The sequence below is a fragment of the Caulobacter sp. Root655 genome, from assembly GCF_001427665.1.
In the GTDB taxonomy this organism is placed as follows: Bacteria; Pseudomonadota; Alphaproteobacteria; order Caulobacterales; family Caulobacteraceae; genus Caulobacter.
In genome coordinates, this window is record NZ_LMHC01000021.1 from 36,381 (window position 1) to 62,554 (window position 26,174).

The window sequence follows — 26,174 nt, forward strand, 5'->3', positions numbered from 1 at the left end:
AAGCTCTACCCCCCGCAGGACTCGCGGATGATCAAATCCGTCGGCACCCGTTCCGAGCGGCTGGCCCCCTGGCCGCTGGCGTCCAGCAGCTTGGACACCATCAGCCGGCCCGCCTTGGCGGTGTCCTGCGAGATGGTGCTGAGCGCCGGACTGGAATAGCGCGCGAACGGCACGTCGTCATAGCCGATCACCGAGACGTCGCGCGGCGCCGACAGGCCCGCGTGCTGCAGGGCGCGGATGGCGCCCAGGGCGATCAGGTCGGAGGCGGCGACCACGCCGTCGAACTTGACGCCGCGCTGGATCAGCGAGTCGACGCTGGCCTCGGCGGACTCCACCTCGAAATGGGCCGGCACGATCAGTTCGGGATCGACGCCGAGGCCGAACTGCTCCACGGCGTCGAGATAGCCGCGATGGCGCTGCATGGCCTCGGGGGCCTCGGTGTCGCCCAGGAAGACGATGCGTTTGCGGCCCAGGCGGGCCAGGTGCAGCGTCGCGCGCTTGGCCCCCAGCGGGTTGTCCGACCCGACCGAACAGTAGTCCTGGTCCGGCAGTTGCGCGCCCCAGACCACGAAGCGGCCCTCGGTCTCGGCCAGGCGGTTGAAGGCGGTGTGCAGCCAGCTCTGGCCCAGGAAGATCACCCCGTCGGCCCGGCTGGTGGTCATGGCCACCGACAGGTCCTCGAAACTGGTGGGGGCCACGTGGCTGATGACCAGGTCGCAGCCGCGCTCGCGCGCCGCCTCGCCGACGCCGGCCAGCAGTTCCAGGAAGAACGGGTCGGACAGGCGCCCCTCGCGACCTTGCGGGCGCGGAACGACAATGGCGATGGTGCCCTCGGCGCCGATCGGACCGGCGGGCATGTAGCGGCGGAACGGATAGTCCATCTCCCGCGCCAGCTTCCAGATCAGCTGCTTGGTGCGGGTGTTGACGGCCGGGCTGTCGTTGAGCGCCCGTGACGCCGTGGAGATCGACACGCCGGCCAGTTTGGCCAGATCCTCAAGCCGCGTCGCGCCCTTGCTCACCTTGCCCCCGCCCCGAATGCAAACTTTGTCGCAAAACTTTTCAGAGGCCTCTTAACGCATCGCGCGCGGCGATTGGCAAGTGCGGGCCGGCGGTTCCGAGACTTCCTCCTCGCGGAAGTCGGGGGCTTTGATTCAGGGATGGAACCGTTCGCCGGGCGCCGCCGGCGGACGGCGGGCTTCGCTATAGCGACGTCCATGTTCCTGGCCTTCGATCGTTGTGGGTCGCGGTTATGAAAATTACTGCAAACTACGGGCGGTTTCGGAAGCGCAAAGCCCTGTGAGACTTGACCTTTCGGGGACTCGGCGACCCAAGGTGACGGCTATTTCGTTCGATATACCCTTGTCGTGATGGAAAAACTCCGTTGCGAACCGCTGTCCTCCATGCGCAAATACATCACGACAAGGCGCTGAAAAAATTTGCGCAAACGCTCCGGTTCAACGGGGCCTCGACGAGGGGGAGCGATGACCAGGACCCGGCTGAACTTTTTCCAGATCTGGAATATGTGCTTCGGGTTCTTCGGGATCCAGATCGGCTTTGGCCTGCAGAACGCCAACACCAGCCGCATCTTCCAGACCCTCGGCGCCAATGTCGACGACCTGGCGATCCTGTGGATCGCGGCGCCGGCCACCGGCCTGCTGGTCCAGCCGATCATCGGCTATCTCAGCGACCGCACCTGGGGGCGGCTTGGCCGTCGTCGGCCCTATTTCCTCTGGGGCGCGCTGGCGACCACGGCGGCGCTGGTGGTCATGCCTAATGCCCCGGCGCTGTGGATCGCCGCTTCGGCGCTATGGATCATGGACGCCTCGATCAACATCACCATGGAGCCGTTCCGCGCCTTCGTCGGCGACAACCTGCCCGACGAGCAGCGCACCACCGGCTACGCCATGCAGAGCTTCTTCATCGGGCTGGGCGCGGTCCTGGCCTCGGCCCTGCCGTGGATGCTGACCCACTGGTTCTCGGTCAGCAACGTCGCGCCCACCGGCGGCGTGCCACCTTCGGTGCGCATGGCGTTCTATGTCGGGGGCGCGGGTCTGCTGCTTTCGGTGCTGTGGACCGTGTTCACGACCCGCGAATACAGCCCCGACCAGATCGCCGGCTTCGAGGCGGCCGACCGGGCGCGCAAGGGCGAGCCGGAACCGACGGCGGACGCCGGCGCGGGCCGCACCGCCAGGGCCTATGTCCTGGGCGGCGTGCCGTGGACGGCGATCGGCCTGGTCCTGGTCGCCGTCATCGCGGCGCTGAAGCTGGAAAAGGAACTCTACGTCCTGGCCGCCCTGGTCGGCGGCTTTGGTCTGGCGCAGTTGGCCGCCGCGGCGTTGAAGCGGGACGGCGCGGCGCGGCGCGGTTTCTCCGGCGGCTTCTCGGAGATCATCGAAGACCTGTTCCGCATGCCGGCCACCATGAAACAGCTGGCGGTGGTGCAGTTCTTCTCGTGGTTTGGCCTGTTCGCCATGTGGATCTACACCACCTCGGCGGTCACCGCCCATCACTACCACACCACCGACCCGGCTTCGCGGGCCTATAACGACGGCGCCGACTGGGTGGGGGTTCTGTTCGCCGCCTATAACGGCGTCGCGGCGATCGCGGCCCTGCTGATCCCGCTGATCGCCCGCGCCACAAGCCGTCGGTTGAGCCACGTCATCTGCCTGAGCCTGGGTGGCCTCGGCCTGCTGAGTTTCCCGTTCATCCGCGACCCCGTCCTGCTGTGGATCCCGATGGTCGGCGTCGGCTTCGCCTGGTCCTCGATCCTGTCGGCCCCGTACTCGATCCTGTCCGGCGCGCTGCCGGCCCGGAAGATGGGCGTCTATATGGGCATCTTCAATTTCTTCATCGTCATCCCGCAGCTGCTGGCCGCGACGATCCTGGGCCTGTTGGTCAAGACCTTCTTCGGCGGCGCGTCGATCTGGGCCCTGGTCGTGGGCGCGGCCGCGATGTTCGCCGCCGCCCTCTGCGTGTTCGCCGTCGACGACCCAGGCGAGCCCAAGGCGCTTTCCAAGACCTGACACCCGTCCGCCAGGACATCGATCCTTTCGTGAGGTATTTCCATGCGTTGCCTGAAGATTCTCGCCCTGGCCTCCGTGGCCGCGACCGCCCTGGGGGCCGCCGCCCACGCCGAGAGCCCGACCACCTGGGCCCATGCCGCCAAGACCGGGGTCGGCGCGTCCTACGAGGCCTATGTCGACGGCGCCTACAAGGACGGCGGCCGGACGGGCGCGGTGTCCAAGGTGTGGTTCTCGATCGCCGATGGCATGCTGACCGAGACCATGTACGGCCTGATCCACGAGGCCCAGATCAAGCAGATGCGCGTGGCGGTGAACACCGCGACGGGCCTGGCCGTCGAGGGAACCGACACCACCACCAGGACCGAATATCTGCACGTCGACGCCGCCGGCCGTCCGCTGTCGCCGGCCTACAAGGTCACCACCACCGACAAGCTGGGCCGCTTCGAGATCGAGAAGCGGATCTTCACCGATCCTGACCGCAACGCCCTGTTCGTGCGGGTCACCGTCCGCGCATTGAAGGGTCCGATCACGCCGTTCCTGGTGCTGGAGCCGCACATGGCCAACACCGGCGGCGGCGACGCGGGCGCGGCGTCGACGGCGGCTCTGACCGCCAACGAGGGCAAGGCGTTCCTGAGCCTGAAGGGCGCCAGGCCGTTCATCGCTGCGACGGTGTCCGACCTGGTCGACAACGACGCCCTGGTTTCGCTGAAGGGCGGCAAGCTGGCCGGCGGGGCCACCACCGGCGACAAGCGCGGCGCCGTCGTCCTGACCGCCCAACTTCCGGAGCAGGCCTCCGGCGAGGCGACCTACGATCTGACCATCGGCTTCGGCGGCGACGCGGCGGCCGCCGACGGGGCCGCCTCGGCCACGCTGAGGACCGGCTATGACGAAGTCCTGGCGCGCTACAACGGCGAGGGCGACCGCGTCGGTTGGGAGGACTATCTGGCCTCGCTGACCGAGCTGCCCCGCCTGCGCGAAGCGTCGGAGGACGGCGGCAAGCTGGTCCAGGCCAGCGCCCTGATGCTGAAGGTGCAGGAGGACCGCACCTATGCCGGCGCCCTGATCGCTTCGCTGTCCAACCCATGGGGCGACACGGTCGACGCTTCCAGGCCTTCGACCGGCTACAAGGCCGTCTGGCCGCGCGACTTCTACCAGTGCGCCATGGCCCTGGCGGCCCTGGGCGACAAGGAAACCCCGCTGGCCGCCTTCCACTATCTGCCGCAGGTCCAGGTCAAGGCCGGCATGGCGGGCAATACCGGGGTCGGCGGCTGGTTCCTGCAGAAGACCTGGGTGGACGGCACCACCGAGTGGGTCGGCGTCCAACTGGACCAGACGGCCATGCCGATCATGCTGGGCTGGAAGCTGTGGAAGCTGGGCTGGCTGCCCGAGGCCGACCTGAAAGCCTATTACGGCAAGATGATCAAGCCGGCGGCCGACTTCCTGGTCGACGGCGGCAAGGTCGGGGTGGGCTGGAACCATGAGACCATCAAGCCGCCCTACACCCAGCAGGAACGCTGGGAAGAGCAGGGTGGCTATTCGCCATCGACCACGGCGGCGACCATCGCCGGCCTGGTCGTGGCCGGCGACATCGCCGAACTGGCCGGCGACGCGGCCGGCGCGGCCCGCTATCGCGCCACCGCCGACGCCTATTCGGCCAAGGTCGAGGCGCGGATGTTCACCACCAAGGGGGCGTTCGGCGACGGCCAGTATTTCGTGCGCCTCAACAAGAACGAGGACCCCAACGATCACGGCCTGATCGACGCCGCCAATGGCCAGATCGCGCCGCCGGAGGACCAGGTGGTCGATGGCGGCTTCCTGGAGCTGGTGCGCTATGGCGTGCGCCGGGCCGACGACCCGCGCATCGTCGCCAGCCTGCCCGAGCTGGACGACACCACGAGGCCCGACCTCTACCGCGTGCGCTACGATTTCAAGTTTCCGGGCGTCGAGGGCGAATTCCCCGGTTGGCGACGTTACGACGTCGACGGCTATGGCGAGGACGCCCAGACCGGGGCCAATTACGGCGTCGGCGGCAAGATGACGCCGGGCCAGCGAGGGCGTGTGTGGCCGATCTTCACCGGCGAACGCGGCCACTACGAACTGGCCCTGGCCGGTCTGAAGGGCAAGCCCGACGCGGCGGCGGTCAAGGCGATCCGCGAGCGCTACGTGAAGGCCATGGAGCTGTTCGCCAATGACGGCCTGCTGATCCCCGAACAGGTCTGGGACGGCATCGGCCCCAACCCGCACGGCTACGCGCGCGGCGAGGGCACGGACTCCGCCACGCCCCTGGCCTGGTCGCATGCCGAGTACGTCAAGCTGCTGCGCTCGGTCAGCGACGGCCAGGTGTGGGACAGTTACGCGCCGGTGGCGGCGCGCTACGGGAAGTAGGCCCCCTGGGAGCGCCGTGCGTCCTTCGAGGCCCTCCTTTGGAGGGCGCCTCAGGATGAGGAATTCAGCAACAATGCTCCTCATCCTGAGGTGCGAGCCGCAGGCGAAGCCTCGAAGGACGCACGGCGCTCCCGGGTTTGAAATCGGCCAAGCTTAGAAAGGCAGCTCGAACAGCGCGCCCTCGAAGGTGTCCGCGCCCCGGCCGATGTCGGCGATCGCCGTCGACATCCGGCCATCGCGGCCCAGCGCCGTGTCGGCCAGGCTGACCAGCAGCGGGTTGGGCGTCGCATAGGGCGCGGCGGCGCGCAGGGCCTGGGCGATCTCTCGCTCGGCGCGTTCCGGCGCGCGCTGGCAGGCGATGATGAAGGCCGCCGCCGTCGAGCGGCTGATCCCGGCCCAGCAATGGACCAGCATCGGCCGCGCGCCATCCCAGGCTTCGGCGAAGGTCAGCAGTTGGCCGACCAGGGCGGCGCTGGGCGCGGTCAGTCCAGGCCGAGGCTCGGCGATGTCGTGGAAGGCCAGCCGCAGGCAGGCCTCCCCGGGTTCGGCGGCCGGCCAGGTCTCGGCCGGCGAGGCCGGGGACAGCAGGCTGATCAGGTGCGAAGGCCGGCGCCGGGCGCGCGCCGCTTCCACCTGGCCGAGCGGGCAGACCAGCAGGGTCATCGGGCCGCCAGCATGGCCGCCACGCCCAGCAGAACGCCCAGCTCACAGACTTGCTCGATTCCACCCAGGACGTCGCCGGTATAGCCGCCGATCAACCGCCGGGCCGTCGCGGCCAGCGGGAAGGCCAGCACGGCGCCGACCAGGGCGCCGATCAGGCCCGGCAAGCCGAGCAACGCCAGGGGCCACAAGCCCAGGACGGCGGCGACCAGCACCTCGTGTGGCCGCACGCCATCCGGCGCCGGCTTGTATTTGGCGCTGGTCGGGTCGCTGACATGCGGTCCCCACATCATCACCGCGACGGCGGCGGTCCGCCCGGCGCCGTGCGCGGCGACCAGGGCGAGGGCGGCTGTCGCCAGGGGCAATTGGGCCAAGGCGGCGACCTTGATCGCCAGCACCAGGCCCAGCGCCAGGACGCCGTAGGTCCCGATCCGGCTGTCCTTCATGATTTCGAGGCGACGCTCGACGGTCTGCCCGCCGCCGAGGCCATCGGCCGTGTCGGCCAGGCCGTCCTCGTGAAAGCCGCCGGTGATCAGCACGCCCGCCGCGACGGCCAGCAAGGCCGGCAGCGGGCCGCTCCAGGCTTGCCCGGCCGCCAGCAGCACCAAGGCGCAGGCGCCGCCGACCAGGATCCCGACCAGCGGAAAGTAACGCGCGGCGCGGGTGATCCAGGCCGGTTCGAAATCGGCTAAGGACGGGACCGGCAGACGGGTCAGGAACTGCACGGCGCAAAGGAAGAGCTTGAGCTGGCGGGGCATCACCCGGGTCCGGCCAGGACTTCGGCCAGGTCGGCCACGTCGGTCAGCAGGTTGGCGGCGGCGACCAGCAGCGGGGCGGCCAGGGCGGCGCCGGTGCCTTCGCCCAGCCGCAGGTCGAGGTCCAACAAGGGGCGGACGCCAAGCGCCCGCAGCATCAACGGATGGCCGCGCTCGGCCGAACCGTGGGCGAACACGCAGTAGTCGAGGGCTGCCGGGACCAGGCGCACGGCCGCCAGGGCCGCCGCCGTGCTGATGAAGCCGTCGACCAGCACCACGCGCCGCACCGACGCCGCGCCGAGCACGGCGCCGGCCATCATGGCGATCTCGCAACCGCCGAATTCGCACAGCACGGCCAGGGGCGCGGTGGCGTCGGAGCGCTGGGCGGCGCGGGCCACGCCGGCGCGCTTGCGGGCCATGCCCTCGGCCCCATGACCCGTGCCCTGGCCCACGCAGTCGTCCAGCGGCGCGGGCGCCAGGCGGTGCATGATCAGCGCGGCCGACGAGCTGTTGCCGATGCCCATTTCGCCCAGGGCGATCACGTCGGCCCCGTCGGCGGCGGCTGACCGGGCGATCTCGACGCCCTTGGCTATGGCCCGCAGGACCTCGTCCTGGGTCAGGGCCGGCTCGCGGGCGGCGTTACGGGTTCCACGGCGGATCTTGGCGGCGATCAGGTCGGGATGGGCGGGCAGGTCGGCGTCGACCCCGGCGTCGACCACATGCACCCGGACGCCCGTGGCCTTGGCGAAGGCGCTGACACTGGACCGACCCGAGAGGTACAGGCCGACCATGGCGGCGGTGACGCTGGACGGATAGGCCGAGACGCCTTCGTTGGTCAGGCCGTGGTCACCGGCGAAGACATAGAGGTCGGTCTGGGCGATGCGCGGGTCGAGGCGGTTCTGGATCAGGCCGATCCGCACCGCCAGGTCCTCGATCACGCCCAGCGAGCCGGGCGGCTTGGCCTTGCCGTCGAGGCGGGCGCGCAGAAGCGGCTCGAGCGCGGCGCTGACGGGCGTGATGGTCGGGAGGGCGGTCATGACGAGGTCCTGGATAGACGAAGAAGGGATCATCGGGCGAGCACGACGGCGAGGCCGATCCCCAGCGGGATCAGTCCCAGCAGGAAACAGGCTCGGCGGTAGAGGGCCAGACCGCGTGTAAGGTCGGAGGCGATGGGCGGCGGACCGTCGCCGAAGATCGGCCGCGCGGTCGCGACGCCGTCGTAGCGCGCTTCGCCGCCCAGCCGGACGCCCAGGGCTCCGGCCATGGCGGCCTCGGGCCAGCCGGCGTTGGGCGAAGCATGCAGGCGTGCGTCACGGCGCATGATCCGCCAACCGCGCCCTCCGGCCAGGACGATCAGAGCGCCAGCGAGGCGGGCGGGGATCAGGTTCATCAGGTCGTCGGTGCGCGCGGCGGCCCAGCCGAACATCCGCCAGCGCGGCTCCCTGTGGCCGATCAGGCTGTCGGCGGTGTTGACGCACTTGTAGGCGAACAGGCCCGGCAAGCCGCCGACCAGCAGCCAGAAGGCGGGCGCCACGACGCCGTCGTTGAAGCTTTCGGCCAAGCTCTCCAGGGCGGCCGCGGCGACCTCTTCGGCGTCGAGGTCGGCGGTGTCGCGGCCGACGATCATGCCGACCGCCGCACGGGCGGCCGGCAGGTCGCCGGCCCGCAGCGGCGCCAGGACGGCGGCGACGTGCTGATGCAGGCTGCGCTGGGCCAGGCCGACGGTGGCGAGCAAGGCGATGACCGCCAGGCCGAGCAGGTTGCCGCCCAGCAGTCCGTGCAGGATCGCCCCCGGCAGCACAGCCGACCCGAGAAGGATGCCGACCACCGCGACGCCCAGCAGACGACGCCGGCCGTCGGCGAGCGCCGGACGGTTCCAGCGCCGCTCCAGCCCCTCGATCACCGCCGCCGGCCAGGCCACCGGATGCGGCGCCCGGCGGTGCAGCCAGGCCGGATAGCCCAGCGCGGCCTCCAGGCCCAGAGCCAGGGCCACGACCCATGCCCAGGGCGGCGTCTCAGCCACCCGCGCGTCCGATCAGCTCGATCAGCGGGCCGGACACGCCAGCCACGATCGCCGCCTCGACGCCGTAGGCCTGGGCGAGGATCGCCGGCGTCAGGGCCTCCAGTGGCGCCGCGTCGGCGATGAGCCTGCTCCCCTGCAGCACCACGACCCGGTCGGCCAGGCGCAGGGCGACGCCCAGATCGTGCACGGTCATGATGACGCCGTGGCCACTCTCGGCCGCGAAGGCGCGCAGCAGGTCGACGGTGTCCAGCTGGTGGCCGGGATCCAGCCCCGCCAGCGGCTCGTCGGCCAGCAGCCACGACGGCTCGCCGGCCAGGACCCGGGCCAGCAGGGCGCGGGCCCGCTCGCCGCCCGACAGGGTGGTGACGTCGCGGTGGGCCAGGCCGGTCATGCGGGTCTGGATCAAGGCCTCTTGCACCGCCGCGTGATCGGCTTCGGTCAGGCCGAGGGCCCCGCTGTGGGGGGTGCGACCCAGGCCGACCAAGGTCTCGACGTTCACCGCCCAGGCCACCTCGGGCGTCTGGGGCAGGAAGCCGATATGGCGGGCGCGCTCGCGATGCGGCATGGTCAGGAGCGAGCGGTCGCCGAGCGTGACGCGTCCGGCGTCGGGGCGGCGCAGGCCCGCCAGGCAGGCCAGCAAGGTCGACTTGCCCGCGCCGTTGGGCCCGACGACGACGGTGACCTCGCCCGGCCGGAACCGGGCGCTGATCCCGTCCAGAACGACCCGACCGCCGAACGCGACGGCGAGGTCGTCGGCGACCAGGTCGCCGTTCTCGCCCACGCTCATGCCAGCCTCCGGCGCATCGAGATCAACAGGGCCAGGAAGAACGGTCCGCCCACCGAAGCCATGGCGACGCCGAGCCGGACCTCCGCGACCGACGGCGTCAACCGCACCACGATGTCGGCGACCAGGACCAGGACGGCCCCGGCGACCGCGCTGGGCGCCAGCAGCGCGCCGGGCTGGTGGCCGACCAGCGGCCGCATCATGTGCGGCACGATCAGGCCGACGAAGCCGATCATGCCCGTCACGGCCACGCTGGCCCCCGACGCCATGCCGACCCCGACCGCCAGCAACACGCGTGTCAGAGTGAGGTTGATCCCCAGGGCCCTGGCGCCCGTTTCCCCAAGGGTCAGGGCGTTCAGCGCACGGCCGAGCGACAGCAGCAGTCCGCAGCCGATCGCGATGAACGGCAAGGCCATCCAGACGTCGTCGGCGCTGCGGTCGGCCAGCGAGCCGAGCAGCCAGTTGATGATCTCCTGGGCCGCCCACGGGCTGGGGGCCAGGCTCAGCGCCAGGGCGACGCCGGCGCTGGCCACGGTGTTGAGGATCACCCCCGCCAGGATGAAGGTGATGGTCCCGCCGGTCCCGCCGGCCAGGGCCAGCATCACCGCCACGCCGACCCCCGCGCCGACCATGGCCGCCGCGAACAGCATCCACGGCGTGCTCAATCCCATGGCGAGATACATGGTCATCACCGCGCCGAGCGCGGCCATGGACGAGACGCCGAGCACGCCCGGATCGGCCAGCGGGTTGCGCGTATAGCCCTGCATCGCCGCGCCGGAGAGGCCCAGCGCCGCGCCGACCACCACCGCCAGGATGGTGCGCGGCAGGCGAAGTTCGAAGATGATCGCCCAGCGCGGATCATGGGCGGTCGGGGACCAGGCGCTCCAGGGGACCCAGACCCGTCCGGCCATCAGCGACACGCCGCCGAGCAGCAGCACGAGGACGCAGAGCCCCACGATCAGCAAAAGTCGCCTGCCGGTCATGCCGACTCTCCGAGAACCTGCCGTCGGGCGGTGGCCAGGACGGCGGCCGTCTGGATCAGCACCGGGCCGCCGCAATAGAGCAGCCGCTCGGGAAACACCGCCCGCCGCATGCGCGGACCGACACTGGCCAGGGCCGGATGGTTGAGGATGTGCTCGGCCCAGGTCGTGGCGTTGGGCGCGGCCTGGCCGGCCAGCAACACCTCGGGCGGGTCGTCCAGCAGGCGCTCCAGCGAGACATTGCCCCACTTCTTCAGGCCGTAGCGCTCGGCGACGTTCACGAACCCCGCGCGGCGCATCATCTCGTCGACCAGGGTGCCGTGCCCGGCCGCGAAGCCGTTGGGCTGGAAGACCAGGGCGGTCACGGGCCGGCCGCCGGGGCGGGGCGCACCCTGGGCCATGGCCGCCTCGACGCGGGCGATCAGCGCCTCGCCGCGATCAGGATGGCCAACGGCGTCGGCGATCCGCCGGATCTGGGCCTGGTTCTCGATCCAGCTGTTGGGCACCTTGAAGAGCTCGGTGCGGATCTTCAGGCGCTTCAGCGCCGCGCGGGTGGCCGGCGACGAATGGGCGGCGGTCAGCACCACGTCGGGACGCAGGGCGATCACCTCCTCGGCGCTCTCGTAGGTGATCGGATAGGTCCTGGCGACGCCGGCGATCGTCGATTGCCGGGCGTCGCGCGCATAGTGGCTGAGCGCCAGGATCTGGCCACGATCGGCGACATTGACCAGCACGGCGTCGGTGCATGGGTTGAGCGAGACCACCCGGGGCAGGGCCCGGGCCTTGGCCGTTCCGCCCGCCAGCCCGCCCGCCAGCCCGATCGCCAGACCCGTCCCGACCGCGGCCCGTCGGGTCAGGCCGGTCAAAACTCGACCCCCCGCTGGGCCTTGAAGCCCTGTTCGAAGGGATGCTTGACCAGGGTCATCTCGGTGACCAGGTCGGCGATCTCGATGAGTTGCGGCTTGGCGTTGCGGCCGGTCAGGCAGACGTGCTTGTCGTTGGGGCGGGCCTTGAGGACCTCGACCACCTCGTCGATGTCGAGATAGTCGTAGCGCAGCGCGATGTTGATCTCGTCCAGCAGCACGAAGTCGAGCTTGGGATCGGCGATCATCTCCTGCGAGACCAGCCAGGCGGCGCGGGCGGCGGCGATGTCGCGCTCGCGGTCCTGGGTGTCCCAGGTGAAGCCCTCGCCCATCACCTCGTAGCGCACCTGGTCGGGGAACTTCTTGAAGAACAGCCGCTCGCCGGTCTTCCACTTGCCCTTGATGTACTGCACCACCCCGACCTGGAGGCCCCAGCCGAGATGGCGGGCGACCATGCCGAAGCCGGCCGAGGACTTGCCCTTGCCGTCGCCGGTGTGGACCAGCAGCAGACCCTTTTCGAGGGTCTTGGTCTCCATCATCGCCTCGCGCTCGGCCTTGAGGGCGCGCATGGCTTCGGCGTGCTTGGCGTTGAGGTCGTCGGTCATCGGAGTCTCTCCAGGGCGTCGGCGAGGCGGAGCCAGTCGGGCTGGGGGCCGGGGAGGCCGAAGCGGATCAGCGTCTCGTCCCAGGGGAAGGGGCGGGTCAGGATCCCGGCGCGGGCCAGGACCTCGAAACGGCGCGGCGCGTCGGCGGCGCGGGCCAGGCGAAACAGCGAGGTTCCGCCAACGATCTCGAACCCGGCGACGCGGAGCAGGGCGTCCAGCCGCACGGCGTCCTCGGCCAGGCGTTGGCGGGTGCGGATCGCCCAGGCGGGGTCGGCGTAGGCGGCCAGGCCCACGGCGATCGCCGGTCCCGAGACCGGCCAGTCGCCCAAGGTTTGACGCACTCGCGCGGCCAGGGTGGGTTCAGCGATCAGGAAACCGAGGCGCGCGCCGGCCAGGCCGTAGAACTTGCCGAACGAGCGCAGGACGATCAGCCGCTCGTGACCGGGCGCGCCGGCCAAGGGGGCGACCGACAGGTCCGGATCGGTGTCGGCGAAGGCCTCGTCAACGATCAGCGCGCCCGCGGCCCGGCCAAGGACCTGGTCGGGCGACAGGGCCTGTCCGTCCGGATTGTTCGGATTGACCACCACGCGCAGATCGATGGCGGTGTCGGTGTCGGCCAACAGCGTCGCGCCGGCCGCATGCCAGGCCTCGGCATGGCCGCCATAGGTCCGTGTCGCGACACCGATCCGCCGGGCCGGCAGCAGGCGCGGCAGGAGGCGGATCAGCGCCTCGCTGCCGGCCGCCGCCACGACCCGCGCCGGATCGTCGACGCCGAAGGCGCTCGCCGCCGCCCGCTCCAGAGCCCGGGTGGACTCGGGGTCGGGCAGGCGGGACCAGGCTTCGCTCGCCAGGGACGGGACCGGATAGGGGCAAGGATTGATCCCCGTCGACAGGTCCAGCCAGGGCGTCGGCGCGTCCGGATAGAGGGTCCGCGCCGCGCCGAGGCGGCCACCGTGGCCGAGAAGGGCCGCCGGCGTCGTCATGGCTAGAACCGGGCCCGCACGCCGACGAAGGCGCCGCGACCCAGGGTCCCGTACTTGTAGAGCGTCTCGTATTGCTGATCGAACAGGTTCTCGATCCGGCCATAGATCTCAAAGGTCTCGTTGATCGGATAGGCGACCCGCAGGTCGGTCAGCACGTAGCTCTTCAGGCGCCGGGTGTTGCTGGCGTTGTCGAAGCTGTGGCCGACATACTGCAGCGACACGCCGCCGTTCAGGCCGCTGGGCAGATCGATCGCCAGGTCGGCATTGGCGGTTTCGCCGGCCCGGCGGGCCAGGTCCTTGCCCTGGTTGGGGCCGGGCGAGCGGTTGGTGGCGTCCAGGTTGGTGTAGTTGCCCGACACCGTGACGATCGAATTGATCGCGTAGGACGCCTCGACCTCGACGCCGTCCGCCTTGGTCTTGGCCGTGTTGGCGTAGACGCCGAAGTTGGGCGGGGTGTTGTTCGACAGGAAGTCGATCTGGTTCGTGGTGTCGCGATTGAAATAGGTGATCGAACCGCGCAGGCGGCCGTCCAGAACGCTGTGCTCGACGCTCAGGTCCCAGCTCTTGGCCTCTTCGGGCTTGAGGTTGCGATCCCCGTACGGGCTGTAGATCTGGTACAGCGACGGCGCCTTGAAGCCCTCGCCGTAGTTGGCGCGGAAGATGGTGGCGCCGGCGTTCGGGCTCCAGGCCGCGCCGGCCTGGTAGGTGGTGGCGCCGCCGAAGGTGTCGTGGTCGTCGTGGCGGACGCCGCCGGTGAGGGTCAGGCCCTCGACCGGCTTGGCCTGCAGTTGGCCGTAGACGCTGTCCATGCCGACGGCGCGGCGGATGACGTCGGGGCTGAACGACGGCGAGGCGGTGCGGAACCAGGTCCGCTCGGTCTCGGCCCCGAACACCGCGCGCCAGATCGGATTGATCGTCCAAGTGCCTTGGTATTCCAGGCTGCTGTCGGTGCCGCGCGCGTCGAAGGTCTTGGGCGCGCTCTGGGTGGGATCGTAGTTGTCTCGATCGGTCTGGGTGTAGGCGTAGCCGATCCGGCTGTTCAGGGCGCCGTCGAAATTGGACAGGCGCGCCCCGACATAGCTGACCAGCTCCTTGGTCTTGCCGTAGTCCGTGGTGTCGCCCAGGGCGTAGGGCGGGGCGGGAAGCGAGCTGTCGTACTCGTTGCGGCCGGCGGCGTAGGAGGCGCGCACGTCGAGGCTGGCCCAGTCGGTGACGTTGATGTCGGCGCGGCCGCTGATCGCGGTGTTGTGGTAGCCGTCCTTCTCCTTGCCGCCCATGGCCTTGTCGAAGTTCGAAATACCGGCCGTGGTGTACTGGCCGGCCGCCAGCCGCCAGCCGCCCCAGTCGCCGCCGGCCCCGACGCCGACGCGGGCGTAGGCGCTCGCGCGCGAACCGCCTTCGAGCGTCGCGGTTCCGGCCAGCGGGCCGTCGGGCGTGTTGGTGATCAGGTTGACGACGCCGCCGATCGCCTGGCTGCCCCACAGAGTCGACTGCGGGCCGCGCAGCACCTCGATGCGGCTGACGTCGCCGGCCAGCAGGGTGGCGAAGTTGTAGCCGCCGCCGGTGGTCGACGGGTCGTTGAGCTTGACGCCGTCGATCAGCACGGCGGTCTGGTCGCTTTCGGCGCCGCGGATGCGCACCTGGGTCGAGCCGCCGACGCCGCCGTTGCGGGTTACCGTGACGCCTGGCGTGCGCGACAGGAGGTCGGAGACGACCACGACCTGGTGCTTGCGCAGGGCCTCGGCGTCGATGATCGTCATGCTGACCGGCACTTCCGACAGCTTGTCGGCGGCGCGGCCGGCGGTGACCACGATCTGGTCGACCTCGCTCGACGCCTCGGCGGCTTCGGCGGCCAGGGAGACGCTGGGCAGGGCGAGGGCGGGCAGGGCGAGGGCGGGAAGAGCGGCCACCAGGGCCAAGACGGAAATAGAGCGCATGTTCAAATCCTCCGTGCGCGGCAACGAAGGCTGGCCCGAAGATTCGGACCGGCCCGACGATGTCGCCTCGGGGGAAAGAACCCCATCGTTCGGCGCACCCCGGCCGGACGAAGGACGACCGCGACGGGCAGGTCTCCTGGCTCACGGGTCAATGCCGATGCGCGTCGCCTTCCCAGCCGCCTTCCGAAGAAAGTGATCAGTGGCTAATGACACGCGGGCTCGCCGCTTACAGTTGCGGGGGCAGCCCGGGTTTCACACCCGAGTTCCCTTTTCATCCTCTTTCGAGGAACCTGTCGCGAGAGCTGCACTATATGTTGCGTCGCACACGGTCAATCTGGAGCGTATCTTGTCGTTTACCCTCGTCCTCGGTGGAGCCCGATCCGGCAAGAGCGCTTTCGCGCAGGCCGCGGCCGAGGTCGAAGCCGCGCGGGGCGGCGGACGGCTGGTGATGATCGCCACCGCCCAGGCCTTCGACGCCGAGATGGCCGAGCGCATCGCCCGGCATCGCCTGGATCGCGGCGAAGGCTGGACGACCCTGGAGGCGCCGTTTGAACTGTCGGCCGCCCTGGAGGGATTGGGCGCGGGCGACGTCGTGGTGGTCGACTGCCTGACCCTGTGGCTGTCGAACCTGATGCTGGACGAACGCGACGTGGCGGAGGCGGCGGCCGAACTGGCGATGGCGGCCGGTCGCTTCGAGGGCGCCTTGTGGCTGGTGTCCAACGAGGTCGGCTTCGGCATCGTCCCCGACAACGCCCTGGCCCGCCGCTTCCGCGACGAGGCCGGACGGCTGCACCAGGCCCTGGCCAGGGCGGCGGACGCCGTGACCCTGGTGGTGGCCGGGCTGACGCTGCGGCTGAAATAGGCCGCGGCGCGGATTGACGGCGGTCTTCCTGAACCCTCTCCCAGCGGGAGAGGGTTCGAGGATAGGCGGCCCTCTATCCCCGTCGCAGGCAGAGCGAACTCCAACAACTTCAACATCCTGAAGAAAAATCAGCGTCACCAATCCTTGGCGCCGAAAACCACCCCCATACTGGCTGTGTCTCCGTCGCGGAGGAGGGCGCTTGGTACCGACCCGAAGCGGCGATGGAGATGGAACCGAGCGGGGCCGGGCCGGCCTGGCGGACGGGTCGTCTTGGGCGGCGGGTCTCAGAAGGATCCAAGGCTTGGGAAGGACGGACGCCGGACGGAGCGGGTCGACGGGGCCGGGAGGTTCAAACCGGCCTGTTCCAGGATCTGTCGGAGTCGCTGACGGCCCCTTCCGGGCGACTTTGATCCTGCCCGTCCGAGGGGGAACGTCGACCGGGATGAAACAGGCCCTCAGTCGCCGTCCCTCGAGAATAACGGTTTCGCGGAGCGGTCGGTCCACGCCGAAACGCAAACACAACACTCACGGTCTCCGGGCTTGGCCCGGCCGCTCCGCGCCTCCTCACATTCTCAGCGGGTTTCCGCGTGAGGTCGCCGCGCCATGGCTGGGGACAGGCGCATGCGCCTGTCCCCGTCCGTACGTCACAACTCGAAATCAAAGATCGCTGGTATTAAGGTCCGCACGAAAGAGACGCCGTTCGCACGGACGAACGCCGCCGCCGCCGGGAGAACGCCATGAACGCCTTTGCCCCCATCACCGCTGACGAGACGCCCGACTATGCCGGCCTGACCGTGACGCCGGCCGGCCCGGTGCTGGGCGCGGAAATCTCCGGCCTCGACCTTCGCCAGCCACTGGCGCCTTCGATCGTCGCCGCGATCCGCTCGGCCCTGCTGCGCCACAAGGTGGTGTTCTTCCGCGACCAGGACATCAGCCACGAGGACCATGTCCGTTTCGGCCGTTATTTCGGGGACTTGGAAGGACATCCTGTTACCGCCCACGTGCCCGGATTTCCCGAGATCCTGCACATCGAGGCCGCCGACGGCATGAAGCTGCGCGAGGAGATCGTGCCGCTCGTCCGCGTGGCCAACAAGTGGCACACCGACGTCACCTTCCGGCCCGCGCCATCGATGGGCGGGGTGCTGCGGGCCCGCCACCTGCCGCCGCTGGGCGGCGACACCCTGTTCGCCGACACCGCCGCCATCTATCGCGACCTGCCACAGGCGCTGAAGGACCAGCTGGCGACTCTGACCGCCGAACACGACATCCTGCAGAGCTATGGCTACCGGGTCGATGAAGCCAAGCGGGCCGAACTGCGCGCCGCCTATCCGCTCCAGGCCCATCCGGTGATCCGCACCCATCCCGAGACCGGCGAGAAGCACCTGTTCGTCAACAAGGTCTTCACGACGCGGATCCTGGGTCTGCCCGAAGACGAGGCCAAGCGCCTGCTGGCCGACCTACTGGACCGGGTGAAGACCCCCGAATATCAGGTCCGCTTCCGCTGGACGCCGAACGCCATCGTGTTCTGGGACAACCGCGCCACCCAGCACTACGCCATCCTCGACTACTGGCCACTGGAACGCACCGTCGAGCGGGTGACCATCCAGGGCGACGTGCCGTATTGAGGTGATCTGGGGTTTGTATTTCTCGGACTTATCAATGGCTTGAGGCAATATCGTTAGATCGCCAAGTCGCGACCCCTTACCTACGACCTGTCATTTTCAGAACAGGCCTCGCCCCATGTCCCGACCGCGTCAGATCAAGCTGGGCTTCATCCTGCACGGGGTCGGTCCCGGCTGGGGCGATTGGCGCCATCCCGACGCCCAGCCGACGGCGAGCACGGACTTCCAGTTCTACAAGCGCCAGGCCCAGATCGCCGAGGCCGGCAAGTTCGACTTCCTGTTCGTGGCCGACAGCGTCTACATCACCGAGAAATCCAGCCCGCACTACCTGAACCGCTTCGAGCCGCTGACCATCCTGTCGGCCCTGGCCGGCGCGACCAACAACATCGGCCTCGTCGGCACCCTGACGGTCAGTTACAGCGAGCCGTTCAACGTGGCGCGACAGTTCTCGTCGCTGGACCACATCAGCGGTGGCCGGGCCGGCTGGAACGTCGTGACCTCGTGGCTCGAGGGCAGCGCCGCCAACTACAGCCGCGAAAAACACTACGCCCACGACGTCCGCTACCGGCTGGCCGGCGAGTATCTCGACGTCGTCCAGGGCCTGTGGGACTCGTGGGAGGACGACGCCCTGACCTTCGACAAGGCCAGCGGCCAGTTCTTCGATCCGGCCAAGCTGCACACCCTGGACCACAAGGGCGAGTTCTTCTCGGTGAAAGGGCCGCTGAACATCTCGCGCTCACCGCAGGGCCAGCCGGTGATCTTCCAGGCCGGAGCCTCGGAGGACGGCAAGAACTTCGCCGCCAAGCGGGCCGACGCCATCTTCGTCTCGCACGACGAACTGGACGCCGCCCAGGCCTATTACAAGGACATCAAGGCCCGGGCCGCCGGCTTCGGCCGCGATCCCGACCAGCTTCACGTCCTGCCGGCCGCCCGCCCGGTGGTCGGCCGCACGGCGGAGGAGGCGGAGGCCAAGTATCAGGAGCTGATCAACCTGGTGTCGATCGACAACGCCCTGTCGATGCTGGGGCGGCCGTTCAACGACTACGACTTCTCGGTCCACGACCTCGACGCGCCGTTCCCCGACGTCTCCGAGCACGGCGCCAACAGCAACCAGAGCGCCTCGCTGAAGATCCTGGCCGCCGCCAAGGCCGAGAACCTGAGCCTGCGCCAGGTGGCCCTGCGTTTCGCCACGCCGCGCGGCCACTTCGTCGGCGCGCCCGAACAGGTGGCGGACGCCCTGCAGCTGTGGTTCGAGGAGCGCGGCTCCGACGGCTTCGTGCTGTTCGAGTCCGTGCCGGGCCAACTGGAGCTGTTCGTCGAACTGGTGGTGCCGATCCTCCAGGCGCGGGGACTCTATCGCCAGGACTATGAGGCCACGACCTTCCGGGGCAATCTGGGCGTCGATTTCCCGGTCAATCGCCACGCGGTCAAGCGCGACGTCGCCGCCTAGAGACCTGCCCAGGACCTCGCTTCAGTTCGGCGAGGTCCGGGCGCTGGAGCGGCGTTCCATCAGCAGCAGGCCCAGCATCACCAGGAAGGCGAAGGCCAGCAGCAGGCCGGCCAGGATATGGGCCTTGTCCCACTCCAGGGCCTCGACCAGCCGGTAGATCTCGATCGACAGCACCTCGGTCTCGCCCGGAATGCCGCCGCCCAGCATCATCACCACCCCGAACTCGCCGACCGTATGGGCGAAGGCGAGGATGGCGGCGACCGCGTAGCCGGGCAGGGCCAGGGGCAGGGCGACGCGCAGAAAGGCGTTCCAAGGCGAGGCGCCCAGGGTGGCCGCCGCCTCCAGCGGCTCGTCGCCGACCGCGATGAAGGCGTTGCGCAGCGGCTGGACGGCGAAGGGTAGGGAATAGATCAGCGAGCCGATCACCAGCCCCTCGAAGGTGAAGGCCAGGGTGCGGACGCCGAACGGGTGCAGCAGGGTCATCAGCGGGCTGTGTGGTCCCAGGGCGATCAGCAGGTAGAAGCCCAGGACGGTCGGCGGCAGCACGATCGGCAGGGCGACCAGCGCCCCCACCGGCGACTTCCAGCGCGAACGACCGCGAGCCAACCACCAGGCCAGGGGCGTGGCGAGGATCAGCAGCAGGATCGTGGTGATCCCCGCCAGCTTGACCGTCAGCCACGCCACATCGAGCATGATCAGTGAACCTCGTAACCGTAGCGCTTGATGATGGCCTTGGCGTCCTTGCCCTTCAAGAACTGAAGGAAGGCCTTGGCCGCGACGCTGTCGGCGCCGGTCTTCAGCAGCACCGCCTGCTGGTCGATCGGCGTGTGGTCGGCGGCGGGGACCAGCCAGCGCGAGCCGCCGGCCTCATTGACCACTTGCGACAGGGCCACGAAACCGACCTCGGCCGCGCCGGTCTGCACATACTGATAGGCCTGGGTGATCGACGCGCCGGTGACGATCTTCGGCTTCAGCGTGTCGTAGAGCTTGAGCTTGGTCAGGGTCTCGACCGCCGCCTGGCCATAGGGAGCGGCCTTGGGGTCGGCGATGGCCAGCTTCTCGAACTTGCCGGTCTTCAGCACCGCGCCCTTGGCGTCGACCAGGCCGGGCGTCTTGCTGAACAGCACCAGGCGGCCGGTGGCGTAGGTGAAGCGCGCGCCGGCCACCGCCAGGCCGTCGGTCTCGGCCTTGGCTGGGCGCTCGCCGTCGGCCGACAGGAAGACGTCGTAGGGCGCGCCGTTGGCGATCTGGGTGTAGAACTGGCCGGAAGACCCGAAGCTGAGCACGGCCTTGTGGCCGGTGGCGGCCTCGAACCGGGCGGCGATCGCCTTGGCCGGCTCGGTGAAGTTGGCGGCGACCGCGACCTTGGTCTCGGCGGCGACGGCGGACGCGGCGCCTAGACCCAGCGATAGCGCGCCAACGAGGGCGGCGGCCAGGACAGGGCGGCGGTTCAGCATGGCTTTGGTCCTCGGGATTCGTCGGTTATGTAGTTAGCCTACATAACGGGGTTTATAGATGTCCGTCGACGGTGATCTCAGCGCGTCCTTGATCCTGCGGCGCGGGGCGCTGGCCCGCGTTGGGCTGGAGCGCATCGCCTTGATCGAGGCGGTCGGCGCGCTGGGCTCGATCAGCGCCGCCGCCAAGCGGCTGGGCCTGAGCTACAAGGGGGCCTGGGACGGCGTGCAAGCCCTCAACAACCTGTTCGACGCCCCTCTGATCATCGCCAGCGCCGGCGGCAAGGCGGGCGGGGCGGCGGTCGTCACCGCGCGCGGCCACGCCGTGATCAAGGCCTTTCGCGAGGTCGAGCGCGAGATCGGCGCCGCCCTGTCGCGACTGGAGGCGGGCTTGGCGGCGCCGGGCCAGGATCTGGGCGAGCTGTTCTGGAGCCTGGGCCTGCGCACCAGCGCCCGCAACGCGCTGCGGGGAACGGTCGCCCGCATCGTCGACGACGAGGTGACCGCCACGGTGACCCTGTTGCTGGGCGACGGCGTCGAGATCGTCTCGATCATCACCCGGCGTAGCCGCGAGGAACTGGGCCTGGCGGTCGGCGAGCCGGCCATCGCCCTGATCAAGTCCAGCTTCGTGAGCCTGGCCGCCGCGGCTTCCCTCGACGGCGGGGTCAATCGCCTGGCCGGCGTGGTCGTCGACCGCGAGGACGGCGTCGCCGCCAGCGAGATCAGCCTGACCCTGGCCGTCGGCAAGACCCTGGTCGCCACCGTGGCTCAAGGCGCCGTCGTTCCGGCGCTCGGCGACCGTGTCGTCGCGATCGTCGAACCCTCCAACGTCATCCTCGCCGTCGAATAGGATTCCGTCCGTGAAAGCCCTTGTGTTCGCCCAGGCCCTCGCGCCTCAATGGACCGTCGCGCGGTCGTCGACATGCTCCGCCGGCGCCTCGCGTAGCCGGGCGGGAAGGGGATAACCGTCGACATTGAGCGCGGCGTTCAGCGCCCGCGCCAGCACCATGACCGGCTGCGGGTCGATCAGCAGCGGCTCCAGCAGCGTCTCGCCGACCGCCGTCGCCATCCCCGCCAGGCCGCAGGACACGACGAGCCTCTGCTCGTCCGTCGAGATGCCGCCGCAGACCGGACACTGGATCTGGATCGGACGCCGCAGGGTCGCCTCCACCGACTGCATCCAGGCGACGAACAGGCCGGCGACACGGTTGGACGATCGAAAGGACAGGGCCTGGGCCACCCGGCGATTGGGGCGCTCGTCGGTCAGTCTCAGCGCGGCCCACTGACGCATCGCGCTCAGCAGCAGCTTCTCGCCAGGGGTCGGGCCTGACGACCAGCACATGGCTGCGGGGGAGGGGGTCATTGTGGCCTCAATCGGCTGGGAAGGACTCTCTTGTTGCGAGTCATTATCAATATCTAGGCGCAAGCATTGTTGCGAGTCAATCTCAACTACGTGTGCTGGACCCATACCTGTCAGCGGCATAGGTTCAAGATTCGCCGCGATCGCTCGCCTCTGCGGTCGACCTGCCTGGAGTTCCCGTTCTGCCTGCTTCGCCGCGATCGATCACGCCGATGATCCGGCTGTACGGCGAGAAGCGGGCCAATCTGGTGCGCGTCTTCGCCGCGCGGCTGAGGTCGGTCGCCGAGGCTGAAGACCTGGTTCAGGACCTTTTCCTCAAGGTTCAGGCCCTGGGCGAGCTGGAGGTCGAGGGCGACGGCTCGGCGCTGCTGTTTCGGATGGCCAACAACCTGATGCTGGACCGGCTTCGCAGCCAGGCCCGAGCCGGCGCGCGCGACGAGAACTGGCGCGGCCTGCAGACCACCACCCTGGGCGACCAGCCGGTCGCCGACGCGCCTTCGGCCGAGGACGTCGTGGCCGGTCGGCAGAGACTGGATGTGATGATGGCGACGCTGGAAACCCTGCCGACTCAGGTGGCCCAGGCCTTCACCCTGCACAAGCTGGACGGGCTCAGCCACGCCGAGACGGCCGTCGCCATGGGGGTTAGCCGCAGCGCGATCGAGAAGTACGTGAGCGCCGCCTTGAAGGCGTTGATGGCGAAATTGCCATGAAGAATTTTTCGGCCTTGGAAACGAGTTTCGGAGGTTCCGGGGCTTTGGCGACGTCATACCTTTGCAAGGACGCCGCGCGGCGTCAGGACGGAGCGAAATGACGCGGTCCCAGACGGACATCGAAGTCGCGATCGACTGGCTGGTCCTGCTGCAGGGGGACTCGGTCACCGAGGACGACTGGCGCGCCTTTGACGCTTGGCTGACGGCGTCGTCCGCCCACGCGGTGGCCTATGACCAGGCCCAGGCCTTCGACCAGCGGCTGGATCTCGACGCCCGACGGGTCGACCGCGCGCCGGCCGTCGCGCCGGTCGCGGCCACGGTCTCGACAAATCTGGTTGCCTTGCGCCCCACCCGCCGCGTCTGGCTTTGGTCGGCCGGGAGCGCCATCGCCGCGGCGCTTGTCGCCGGCCTCGTCCTGCTTCCGGGAAGCGGCCTCCTGGGTGGCCGTGAAACCCGCTATGTGGCCGGGGTCGGAGAGCGCAGGACCATCGTCCTGGAAGACGGCACCCGCATCGAGTTGAACGCCGCCTCGCGCCTGACCGTGCGGTTCGAGCGCAACGCCCGGCACGTCCGGATGGACGACGCTCAAGCCTTCTTCGACGTCGCCAAGGATGCGCGGCGTCCGTTCCTGATCGAGGCCGGCGACACCCAGGTGCGGGTGGTCGGCACGCGGTTCGACGTCCGCCATCGGGACGGGCAGGTCGCCGTGGCCGTCCAGCGCGGCTTGGTCGAAGTGCGCCCGGCCAGCGCCGCGCCGATCCGCTTGCGGGCAGGACAGGGCCTTTCCCACGTCGAGGGGCAGGACGATGCGCGCGTCGCGGTCGTCCCTGTCGATGAGGTCACCGGCTGGCGTCAGGGGCGGTTGATCTATCGCGACCGACCGCTGTCGGAGATCGTCGGCGACCTGAACCGGCTTTTCCCCCGTCCGGTGAAGCTGGCTGACGCGCGCGCCGCCGACATGCGACTGTCCGGCGTGTTGATCGTCGATGAGCAGGATGCGATGGTCGGCCGACTGTCACATCTGCTTCCCGTCCGAACGACGACGACCAACGACGCTATCGTGATCCGGGCGCGCTAAGGCCTTGCCGACGGGACCGGAATCGTTCGAAGCGCGAAGCTTGAGCTCTAGGGGGGTAGAGCTGGAGCCTGATGATTCCGGACGCGGATTTTCCGTTTCGACGTCGTTCTGACGGCCCAGGCTCGCCCGGGACGCGGTCGGTCGCCGACCTGCTGGCCTCGGGTTCTGTTTTCGCCCTGACCCTGGTTTCAGGCCTGGTCTTGGCTGGGCAAGCCCACGCCGAGCCCGCTCGCCATACTTTCAGGATTCCCGCCAAGGCCCGGTCGGAGGCGCTGATCGATCTTGGCGTCCAGGCGCGCGTCACGCTCGGCGGAGCCTCGTCCTGTCCGGGATCGAGCCCGGCCGTGGTAGGCGTCCTGACCCTGCGCCAAGCCCTGGACGCCGTGACGTCAGGCGCCCCGTGCCGGTTCGAGATTCTCGGCGACGCCACGGTCAGCGTTGTGCCCGAACGCCCCGCGCCGCGCGCGGCGCCGCCCAAGGCGGCGGCCGAACCGGCCCTGCCTGTCGATGGCGTGATCGTCACCGCCACCAAGCGCCCGACACGGCTCGGCGCGACGGCCGGCGGGGTCAGCGTGATCGGCGCGGGGCGGCTTCACGACGCCGGCTCGGTCGACACCAAGAGCATTTCGCAGCAGACGGCGGGCTTCACCACCACCAACCTCGGCGCGGCGCGCAACAAGATCATGCTGCGCGGCCTGTCGGACGGCGCCTTCACGGGCCGTACCCAGCAGACCGTCGGGACCTATCTCGACAACATTCCGCTGACCTACAACGCCCCCGACCCCGACCTTCGGCTGATTGACGTCGAACGCGTCGAGATCCTGCGCGGTCCACAGGGCGCGCTCTACGGCGGCGGGTCGTTGAGCGGGGTCTACCGGGTCGTGTCGCGCAAGCCTGTGCTGGACGAGTGGTCGGGGGCGGTGAAGGTCGGCGCGGCGGCGACGGAGTCCGGCTCTCCCAGCGGCCGCCTGGAGGGCGTGGTCAACCTGCCGCTCGTCACGGGGCGCATGGCCCTGCGGCTGGCGGCCTATAGCGACGTGGACGGCGGCTATGTCGATGACGTCAACCTGCGCCTTTCGAACGTCGACCGCACGACCCGGACCGGCGGTCGCGTGGCGCTGTCCGCCGTGCTCGGCGAGAACTGGTCATTGACGATCTCGGGCGCGCGCCAGGACCTGCACGCCACCGACAGCCAGTACACGACGCCGAGCCTGGGTGGACAGAAGCGCGCCAACCAGGTGCGGGAGACCCACGACAACGTGCTGCAGCAAGGGGTGGTGACGCTGACCGGGACGGGGACCTGGGGACGGTTCGAGTCGTCCACCGGCTATGTCCGTCACCGTTTCGCCAGCCGCTTCGACGCCACGGCGGCGCTGAACGGAGCCGATGCGGTCGGTGTCGATGTCGGTCTGTTCGACGAGGCCAGCAAGGTCAGGCTGCTCGTGGAGGACGCGGTGCTGTCCTCGCCCGACAGCGGCCGCTTCCGATGGCTGCTCGGGCTCTATGGACTGGCCAGCCTGGAGGACAGCGACGGCGAACTGCGGGCCCGCACCGCCCGCGACCCTTCGCGGCTGCTCTATCTGGAGGACCGGCGCGACAAGCGCCGGGAACTGGCCCTGTATGGCGAGACCGCCTATGACCTGGGCGACGGCTGGACCGTGAGCCTGGGCGGCCGCGCCTTCCGCACCGCGGTGCGCACGAGCTCGGCGATCACGGCGCCGGCGCCCGGACAATCCCGCGCCTTCGAACGGCAGGCCCGCTTCACGGGCATTTCTCCCAAATTGTCGCTGCAACGAACGTGGGGCTCGGGTGGGATTGTCTATCTCCTGACCTCGGAGGGGTACAGGTCCGGAGGGTTCAATACGGGAGGGCTCGCCGCGTTGTCGGCCCTGCGCGACTCGTTCAAGCCCGACCATCTGCGCAATTACGAGATTGGCGTCGGCGCCAGCCCGCTGGAAGGTCGCATGACCCTGCGTGCGGCGCTGTTCCACGACGTGTGGACCGATATACAGACCGACCAGTATCTGAGCTCGGGGCTGTCCTACACGGCCAATGTTGGCGATGGACGCAACACGGGCCTGGAACTCGAGGGCGCGGCGCATGTCAGCCGGAACCTCACGGTCGAGGCCAATGCGCTGTTCAGCCGACCGCGCCTGAGCAGGGTGGACCAAAACTTCGCGTCGGCGGCCCAGAGCGAACTCCCCGGCGTTCCGGATGTCTCGGCCGGGGCCATGACCCGCTACCAGAGAGACCTGGCCGCGAACCGGCGTCTCGTGCTGACGGCGGAGCTGAAATATGTCGGCCGTTCGCGGCTGACCTTCGACCGACGGTTTTCGCCGTCCATGGGCGACTATGTGACCGGCCGTCTGTCGGCCGAGGTGGCGACGCCGACCTGGAACCTCACCTTCGCGGTCACCAATCCCGCCAATGCGTCCAGCGACACTTTCGCCTATGGCAACCCCTTCAGCTTCGGCCAGGTGCGCCAGGTCACGCCCCTGCGCCCGCGCACCTGGAGCCTGGATGTTTCGCGCGCCTTCTGATCTTTGTGGTTGAGTTTGATTTCACAGGTCTATTTTGGATCAACTCGCGCGCGAAACGCGAAAAATCTTCTGAGGTTCCCTCAAAACGGCGGCGTCTACC

The 26,174-nt window shown here is 69.4% G+C and carries 23 protein-coding genes and 1 riboswitch; of the genes, 9 read left to right on the top strand and 14 right to left on the bottom strand.

Annotated elements, in window-relative coordinates:
• Positions 1–5 precede the first annotated feature (5 nt).
• The gene (locus tag ASD79_RS11805) at positions 6–1,037 is read right to left on the bottom strand and encodes a LacI family DNA-binding transcriptional regulator (RefSeq protein WP_085954878.1); all 1,032 of its coding nucleotides are present in this window, start codon (positions 1,035–1,037) and stop codon (positions 6–8) included.
• A gap of 444 nt (positions 1,038–1,481) precedes the next feature.
• Here ASD79_RS11805 and ASD79_RS11810 point away from each other — a divergent pair, with 444 nt between their 5' ends.
• Both ASD79_RS11810 and ASD79_RS11815 read left to right on the top strand, forming a co-directional pair.
• Positions 1,482–3,023, top strand: coding sequence for an MFS transporter (locus tag ASD79_RS11810; protein ID WP_056721814.1), 1,542 nt, complete (start codon positions 1,482–1,484; stop codon positions 3,021–3,023).
• A 42-nt stretch (positions 3,024–3,065) separates the two neighbouring features.
• Positions 3,066–5,408, top strand: a complete 2,343-nt coding sequence (locus tag ASD79_RS11815) for a glucan 1,4-alpha-glucosidase (RefSeq protein ID WP_056721817.1) — start codon at positions 3,066–3,068, stop codon at positions 5,406–5,408.
• 153 nt (positions 5,409–5,561) lie between these two features.
• On the opposite strand, the gene ASD79_RS11820 is transcribed toward ASD79_RS11815, so the two are convergent.
• Genes ASD79_RS11820 through ASD79_RS11865 form a run of 10 tightly spaced genes read right to left on the bottom strand, consistent with a single transcriptional unit; the run spans position 5,562 to position 14,998 of the window.
• Entirely contained in the window at positions 5,562–6,071 is a 510-nt protein-coding gene (locus ASD79_RS11820; RefSeq protein WP_056721818.1) for a tyrosine phosphatase family protein, read from the bottom strand.
• Positions 6,068–6,826, bottom strand: coding sequence for an adenosylcobinamide-GDP ribazoletransferase (gene cobS, locus ASD79_RS11825; protein ID WP_056721820.1), 759 nt, complete (start codon positions 6,824–6,826; stop codon positions 6,068–6,070). The genes ASD79_RS11820 and cobS overlap by 4 nt, the downstream gene beginning before the upstream one ends.
• Positions 6,826–7,860: a nicotinate-nucleotide--dimethylbenzimidazole phosphoribosyltransferase gene (gene cobT, locus ASD79_RS11830; protein WP_156400476.1), complete on the bottom strand. Its 1,035-nt coding sequence runs from the start codon at positions 7,858–7,860 to the stop codon at positions 6,826–6,828. Before cobT ends, cobS begins: the two co-directional genes overlap by 1 nt.
• Positions 7,861–7,889: 29 nt before the next feature.
• Positions 7,890–8,846 carry an adenosylcobinamide-phosphate synthase CbiB gene (gene cbiB, locus ASD79_RS11835; protein WP_056721822.1) on the bottom strand — a complete coding sequence of 319 codons (957 nt, stop codon included), beginning with the start codon at positions 8,844–8,846 and terminating at the stop codon, positions 7,890–7,892.
• A complete protein-coding gene (locus tag ASD79_RS11840) occupies positions 8,839–9,633 on the bottom strand; it encodes an ABC transporter ATP-binding protein (RefSeq protein WP_056721824.1) in 795 nt (264 codons plus the stop codon). The genes cbiB and ASD79_RS11840 overlap by 8 nt, the downstream gene beginning before the upstream one ends.
• A complete protein-coding gene (locus ASD79_RS11845) occupies positions 9,630–10,613 on the bottom strand; it encodes an iron ABC transporter permease (RefSeq protein ID WP_056721826.1) in 984 nt (327 codons plus the stop codon). The genes ASD79_RS11840 and ASD79_RS11845 overlap by 4 nt, the downstream gene beginning before the upstream one ends.
• Positions 10,610–11,476 (bottom strand): ABC transporter substrate-binding protein, encoded by an 867-nt coding sequence (locus ASD79_RS11850; RefSeq protein ID WP_082584898.1) that lies wholly within the window; start codon positions 11,474–11,476, stop codon positions 10,610–10,612. The genes ASD79_RS11845 and ASD79_RS11850 overlap by 4 nt, the downstream gene beginning before the upstream one ends.
• On the bottom strand, positions 11,473–12,078 hold the full coding sequence (cobO, locus tag ASD79_RS11855; RefSeq protein ID WP_056721829.1) for a cob(I)yrinic acid a,c-diamide adenosyltransferase: 606 nt from the start codon (positions 12,076–12,078) through the stop codon (positions 11,473–11,475). The genes ASD79_RS11850 and cobO overlap by 4 nt, the downstream gene beginning before the upstream one ends.
• Positions 12,075–13,061 carry a threonine-phosphate decarboxylase CobD gene (gene cobD / locus ASD79_RS11860; RefSeq protein ID WP_056721831.1) on the bottom strand — a complete coding sequence of 329 codons (987 nt, stop codon included), beginning with the start codon at positions 13,059–13,061 and terminating at the stop codon, positions 12,075–12,077. Before cobD ends, cobO begins: the two co-directional genes overlap by 4 nt.
• Positions 13,062–13,063: 2 nt before the next feature.
• Positions 13,064–14,998 carry a TonB-dependent siderophore receptor gene (locus ASD79_RS11865; RefSeq protein ID WP_056721833.1) on the bottom strand — a complete coding sequence of 645 codons (1,935 nt, stop codon included), beginning with the start codon at positions 14,996–14,998 and terminating at the stop codon, positions 13,064–13,066.
• 108 nt (positions 14,999–15,106) lie between these two features.
• A riboswitch (cobalamin riboswitch) is annotated at positions 15,107–15,307 on the bottom strand.
• A 37-nt stretch (positions 15,308–15,344) separates the two neighbouring features.
• On the opposite strand from ASD79_RS11865, the gene cobU reads away from it, so the two are divergent.
• The 3 genes from cobU (at position 15,345) to ASD79_RS11880 (ending at position 18,932) form a co-directional block, all read left to right on the top strand.
• Positions 15,345–15,860 (top strand): bifunctional adenosylcobinamide kinase/adenosylcobinamide-phosphate guanylyltransferase, encoded by a 516-nt coding sequence (gene cobU, locus ASD79_RS11870; RefSeq protein WP_056721836.1) that lies wholly within the window; start codon positions 15,345–15,347, stop codon positions 15,858–15,860.
• 737 nt (positions 15,861–16,597) lie between these two features.
• Positions 16,598–17,485 carry a TauD/TfdA family dioxygenase gene (locus ASD79_RS11875; protein WP_056721838.1) on the top strand — a complete coding sequence of 296 codons (888 nt, stop codon included), beginning with the start codon at positions 16,598–16,600 and terminating at the stop codon, positions 17,483–17,485.
• 115 nt (positions 17,486–17,600) lie between these two features.
• Positions 17,601–18,932, top strand: a complete 1,332-nt coding sequence (locus tag ASD79_RS11880) for an LLM class flavin-dependent oxidoreductase (protein ID WP_056721840.1) — start codon at positions 17,601–17,603, stop codon at positions 18,930–18,932.
• A gap of 21 nt (positions 18,933–18,953) precedes the next feature.
• Here the strand turns inward: ASD79_RS11880 and modB are convergent, their stop codons facing one another.
• Both modB and modA read right to left on the bottom strand, forming a co-directional pair.
• A complete protein-coding gene (modB, locus tag ASD79_RS11885) occupies positions 18,954–19,625 on the bottom strand; it encodes a molybdate ABC transporter permease subunit (protein ID WP_056721842.1) in 672 nt (223 codons plus the stop codon).
• A 2-nt stretch (positions 19,626–19,627) separates the two neighbouring features.
• The gene (gene modA, locus ASD79_RS11890) at positions 19,628–20,389 is read right to left on the bottom strand and encodes a molybdate ABC transporter substrate-binding protein (RefSeq protein WP_056721844.1); all 762 of its coding nucleotides are present in this window, start codon (positions 20,387–20,389) and stop codon (positions 19,628–19,630) included.
• Between the two features lie 58 nt (positions 20,390–20,447).
• Here modA and ASD79_RS11895 point away from each other — a divergent pair, with 58 nt between their 5' ends.
• Positions 20,448–21,236 (top strand): TOBE domain-containing protein, encoded by a 789-nt coding sequence (locus ASD79_RS11895; protein ID WP_056721846.1) that lies wholly within the window; start codon positions 20,448–20,450, stop codon positions 21,234–21,236.
• A gap of 45 nt (positions 21,237–21,281) precedes the next feature.
• On the opposite strand, the gene ASD79_RS11900 is transcribed toward ASD79_RS11895, so the two are convergent.
• Positions 21,282–21,749, bottom strand: a complete 468-nt coding sequence (locus ASD79_RS11900; RefSeq protein ID WP_056721848.1) for a hypothetical protein — start codon at positions 21,747–21,749, stop codon at positions 21,282–21,284.
• 209 nt (positions 21,750–21,958) lie between these two features.
• Between ASD79_RS11900 and ASD79_RS11905 the strand changes: the two genes are divergently transcribed.
• The 3 genes from ASD79_RS11905 (at position 21,959) to ASD79_RS11915 (ending at position 26,074) form a co-directional block, all read left to right on the top strand.
• Positions 21,959–22,456, top strand: a complete 498-nt coding sequence (locus tag ASD79_RS11905) for an RNA polymerase sigma factor (RefSeq protein WP_056721850.1) — start codon at positions 21,959–21,961, stop codon at positions 22,454–22,456.
• 97 nt (positions 22,457–22,553) lie between these two features.
• On the top strand, positions 22,554–23,534 hold the full coding sequence (locus tag ASD79_RS11910; protein WP_056721852.1) for a FecR domain-containing protein: 981 nt from the start codon (positions 22,554–22,556) through the stop codon (positions 23,532–23,534).
• A gap of 71 nt (positions 23,535–23,605) precedes the next feature.
• Complete coding sequence (locus tag ASD79_RS11915; protein ID WP_056721854.1) at positions 23,606–26,074, top strand: TonB-dependent receptor; 2,469 nt, start codon at positions 23,606–23,608, stop codon at positions 26,072–26,074.
• Positions 26,075–26,174 lie beyond the last annotated feature (100 nt).

Coding starts and splice junctions, on each gene's coding strand:
- ASD79_RS11810 (WP_056721814.1), top strand. CDS start 1,482: ATGACCAGGACCCGGCTGAACTTTTTCCAGATCTGGAATATGTGCTTC.
- ASD79_RS11815 (WP_056721817.1), top strand. CDS start 3,066: ATGCGTTGCCTGAAGATTCTCGCCCTGGCCTCCGTGGCCGCGACCGCC.
- ASD79_RS11820 (WP_056721818.1), bottom strand. CDS start 6,071: ATGACCCTGCTGGTCTGCCCGCTCGGCCAGGTGGAAGCGGCGCGCGCC.
- cobS (WP_056721820.1), bottom strand. CDS start 6,826: ATGCCCCGCCAGCTCAAGCTCTTCCTTTGCGCCGTGCAGTTCCTGACC.
- cobT (WP_156400476.1), bottom strand. CDS start 7,860: ATGACCGCCCTCCCGACCATCACGCCCGTCAGCGCCGCGCTCGAGCCG.
- ASD79_RS11840 (WP_056721824.1), bottom strand. CDS start 9,633: ATGAGCGTGGGCGAGAACGGCGACCTGGTCGCCGACGACCTCGCCGTC.
- ASD79_RS11845 (WP_056721826.1), bottom strand. CDS start 10,613: ATGACCGGCAGGCGACTTTTGCTGATCGTGGGGCTCTGCGTCCTCGTG.
- cobO (WP_056721829.1), bottom strand. CDS start 12,078: ATGACCGACGACCTCAACGCCAAGCACGCCGAAGCCATGCGCGCCCTC.
- cobD (WP_056721831.1), bottom strand. CDS start 13,061: ATGACGACGCCGGCGGCCCTTCTCGGCCACGGTGGCCGCCTCGGCGCG.
- ASD79_RS11865 (WP_056721833.1), bottom strand. CDS start 14,998: ATGCGCTCTATTTCCGTCTTGGCCCTGGTGGCCGCTCTTCCCGCCCTC.
- ASD79_RS11875 (WP_056721838.1), top strand. CDS start 16,598: ATGAACGCCTTTGCCCCCATCACCGCTGACGAGACGCCCGACTATGCC.
- ASD79_RS11880 (WP_056721840.1), top strand. CDS start 17,601: ATGTCCCGACCGCGTCAGATCAAGCTGGGCTTCATCCTGCACGGGGTC.
- modB (WP_056721842.1), bottom strand. CDS start 19,625: ATGCTCGATGTGGCGTGGCTGACGGTCAAGCTGGCGGGGATCACCACG.
- modA (WP_056721844.1), bottom strand. CDS start 20,389: ATGCTGAACCGCCGCCCTGTCCTGGCCGCCGCCCTCGTTGGCGCGCTA.
- ASD79_RS11895 (WP_056721846.1), top strand. CDS start 20,448: ATGTCCGTCGACGGTGATCTCAGCGCGTCCTTGATCCTGCGGCGCGGG.
- ASD79_RS11900 (WP_056721848.1), bottom strand. CDS start 21,749: ATGACCCCCTCCCCCGCAGCCATGTGCTGGTCGTCAGGCCCGACCCCT.
- ASD79_RS11905 (WP_056721850.1), top strand. CDS start 21,959: ATGATCCGGCTGTACGGCGAGAAGCGGGCCAATCTGGTGCGCGTCTTC.
- ASD79_RS11910 (WP_056721852.1), top strand. CDS start 22,554: ATGACGCGGTCCCAGACGGACATCGAAGTCGCGATCGACTGGCTGGTC.
- ASD79_RS11915 (WP_056721854.1), top strand. CDS start 23,606: ATGATTCCGGACGCGGATTTTCCGTTTCGACGTCGTTCTGACGGCCCA.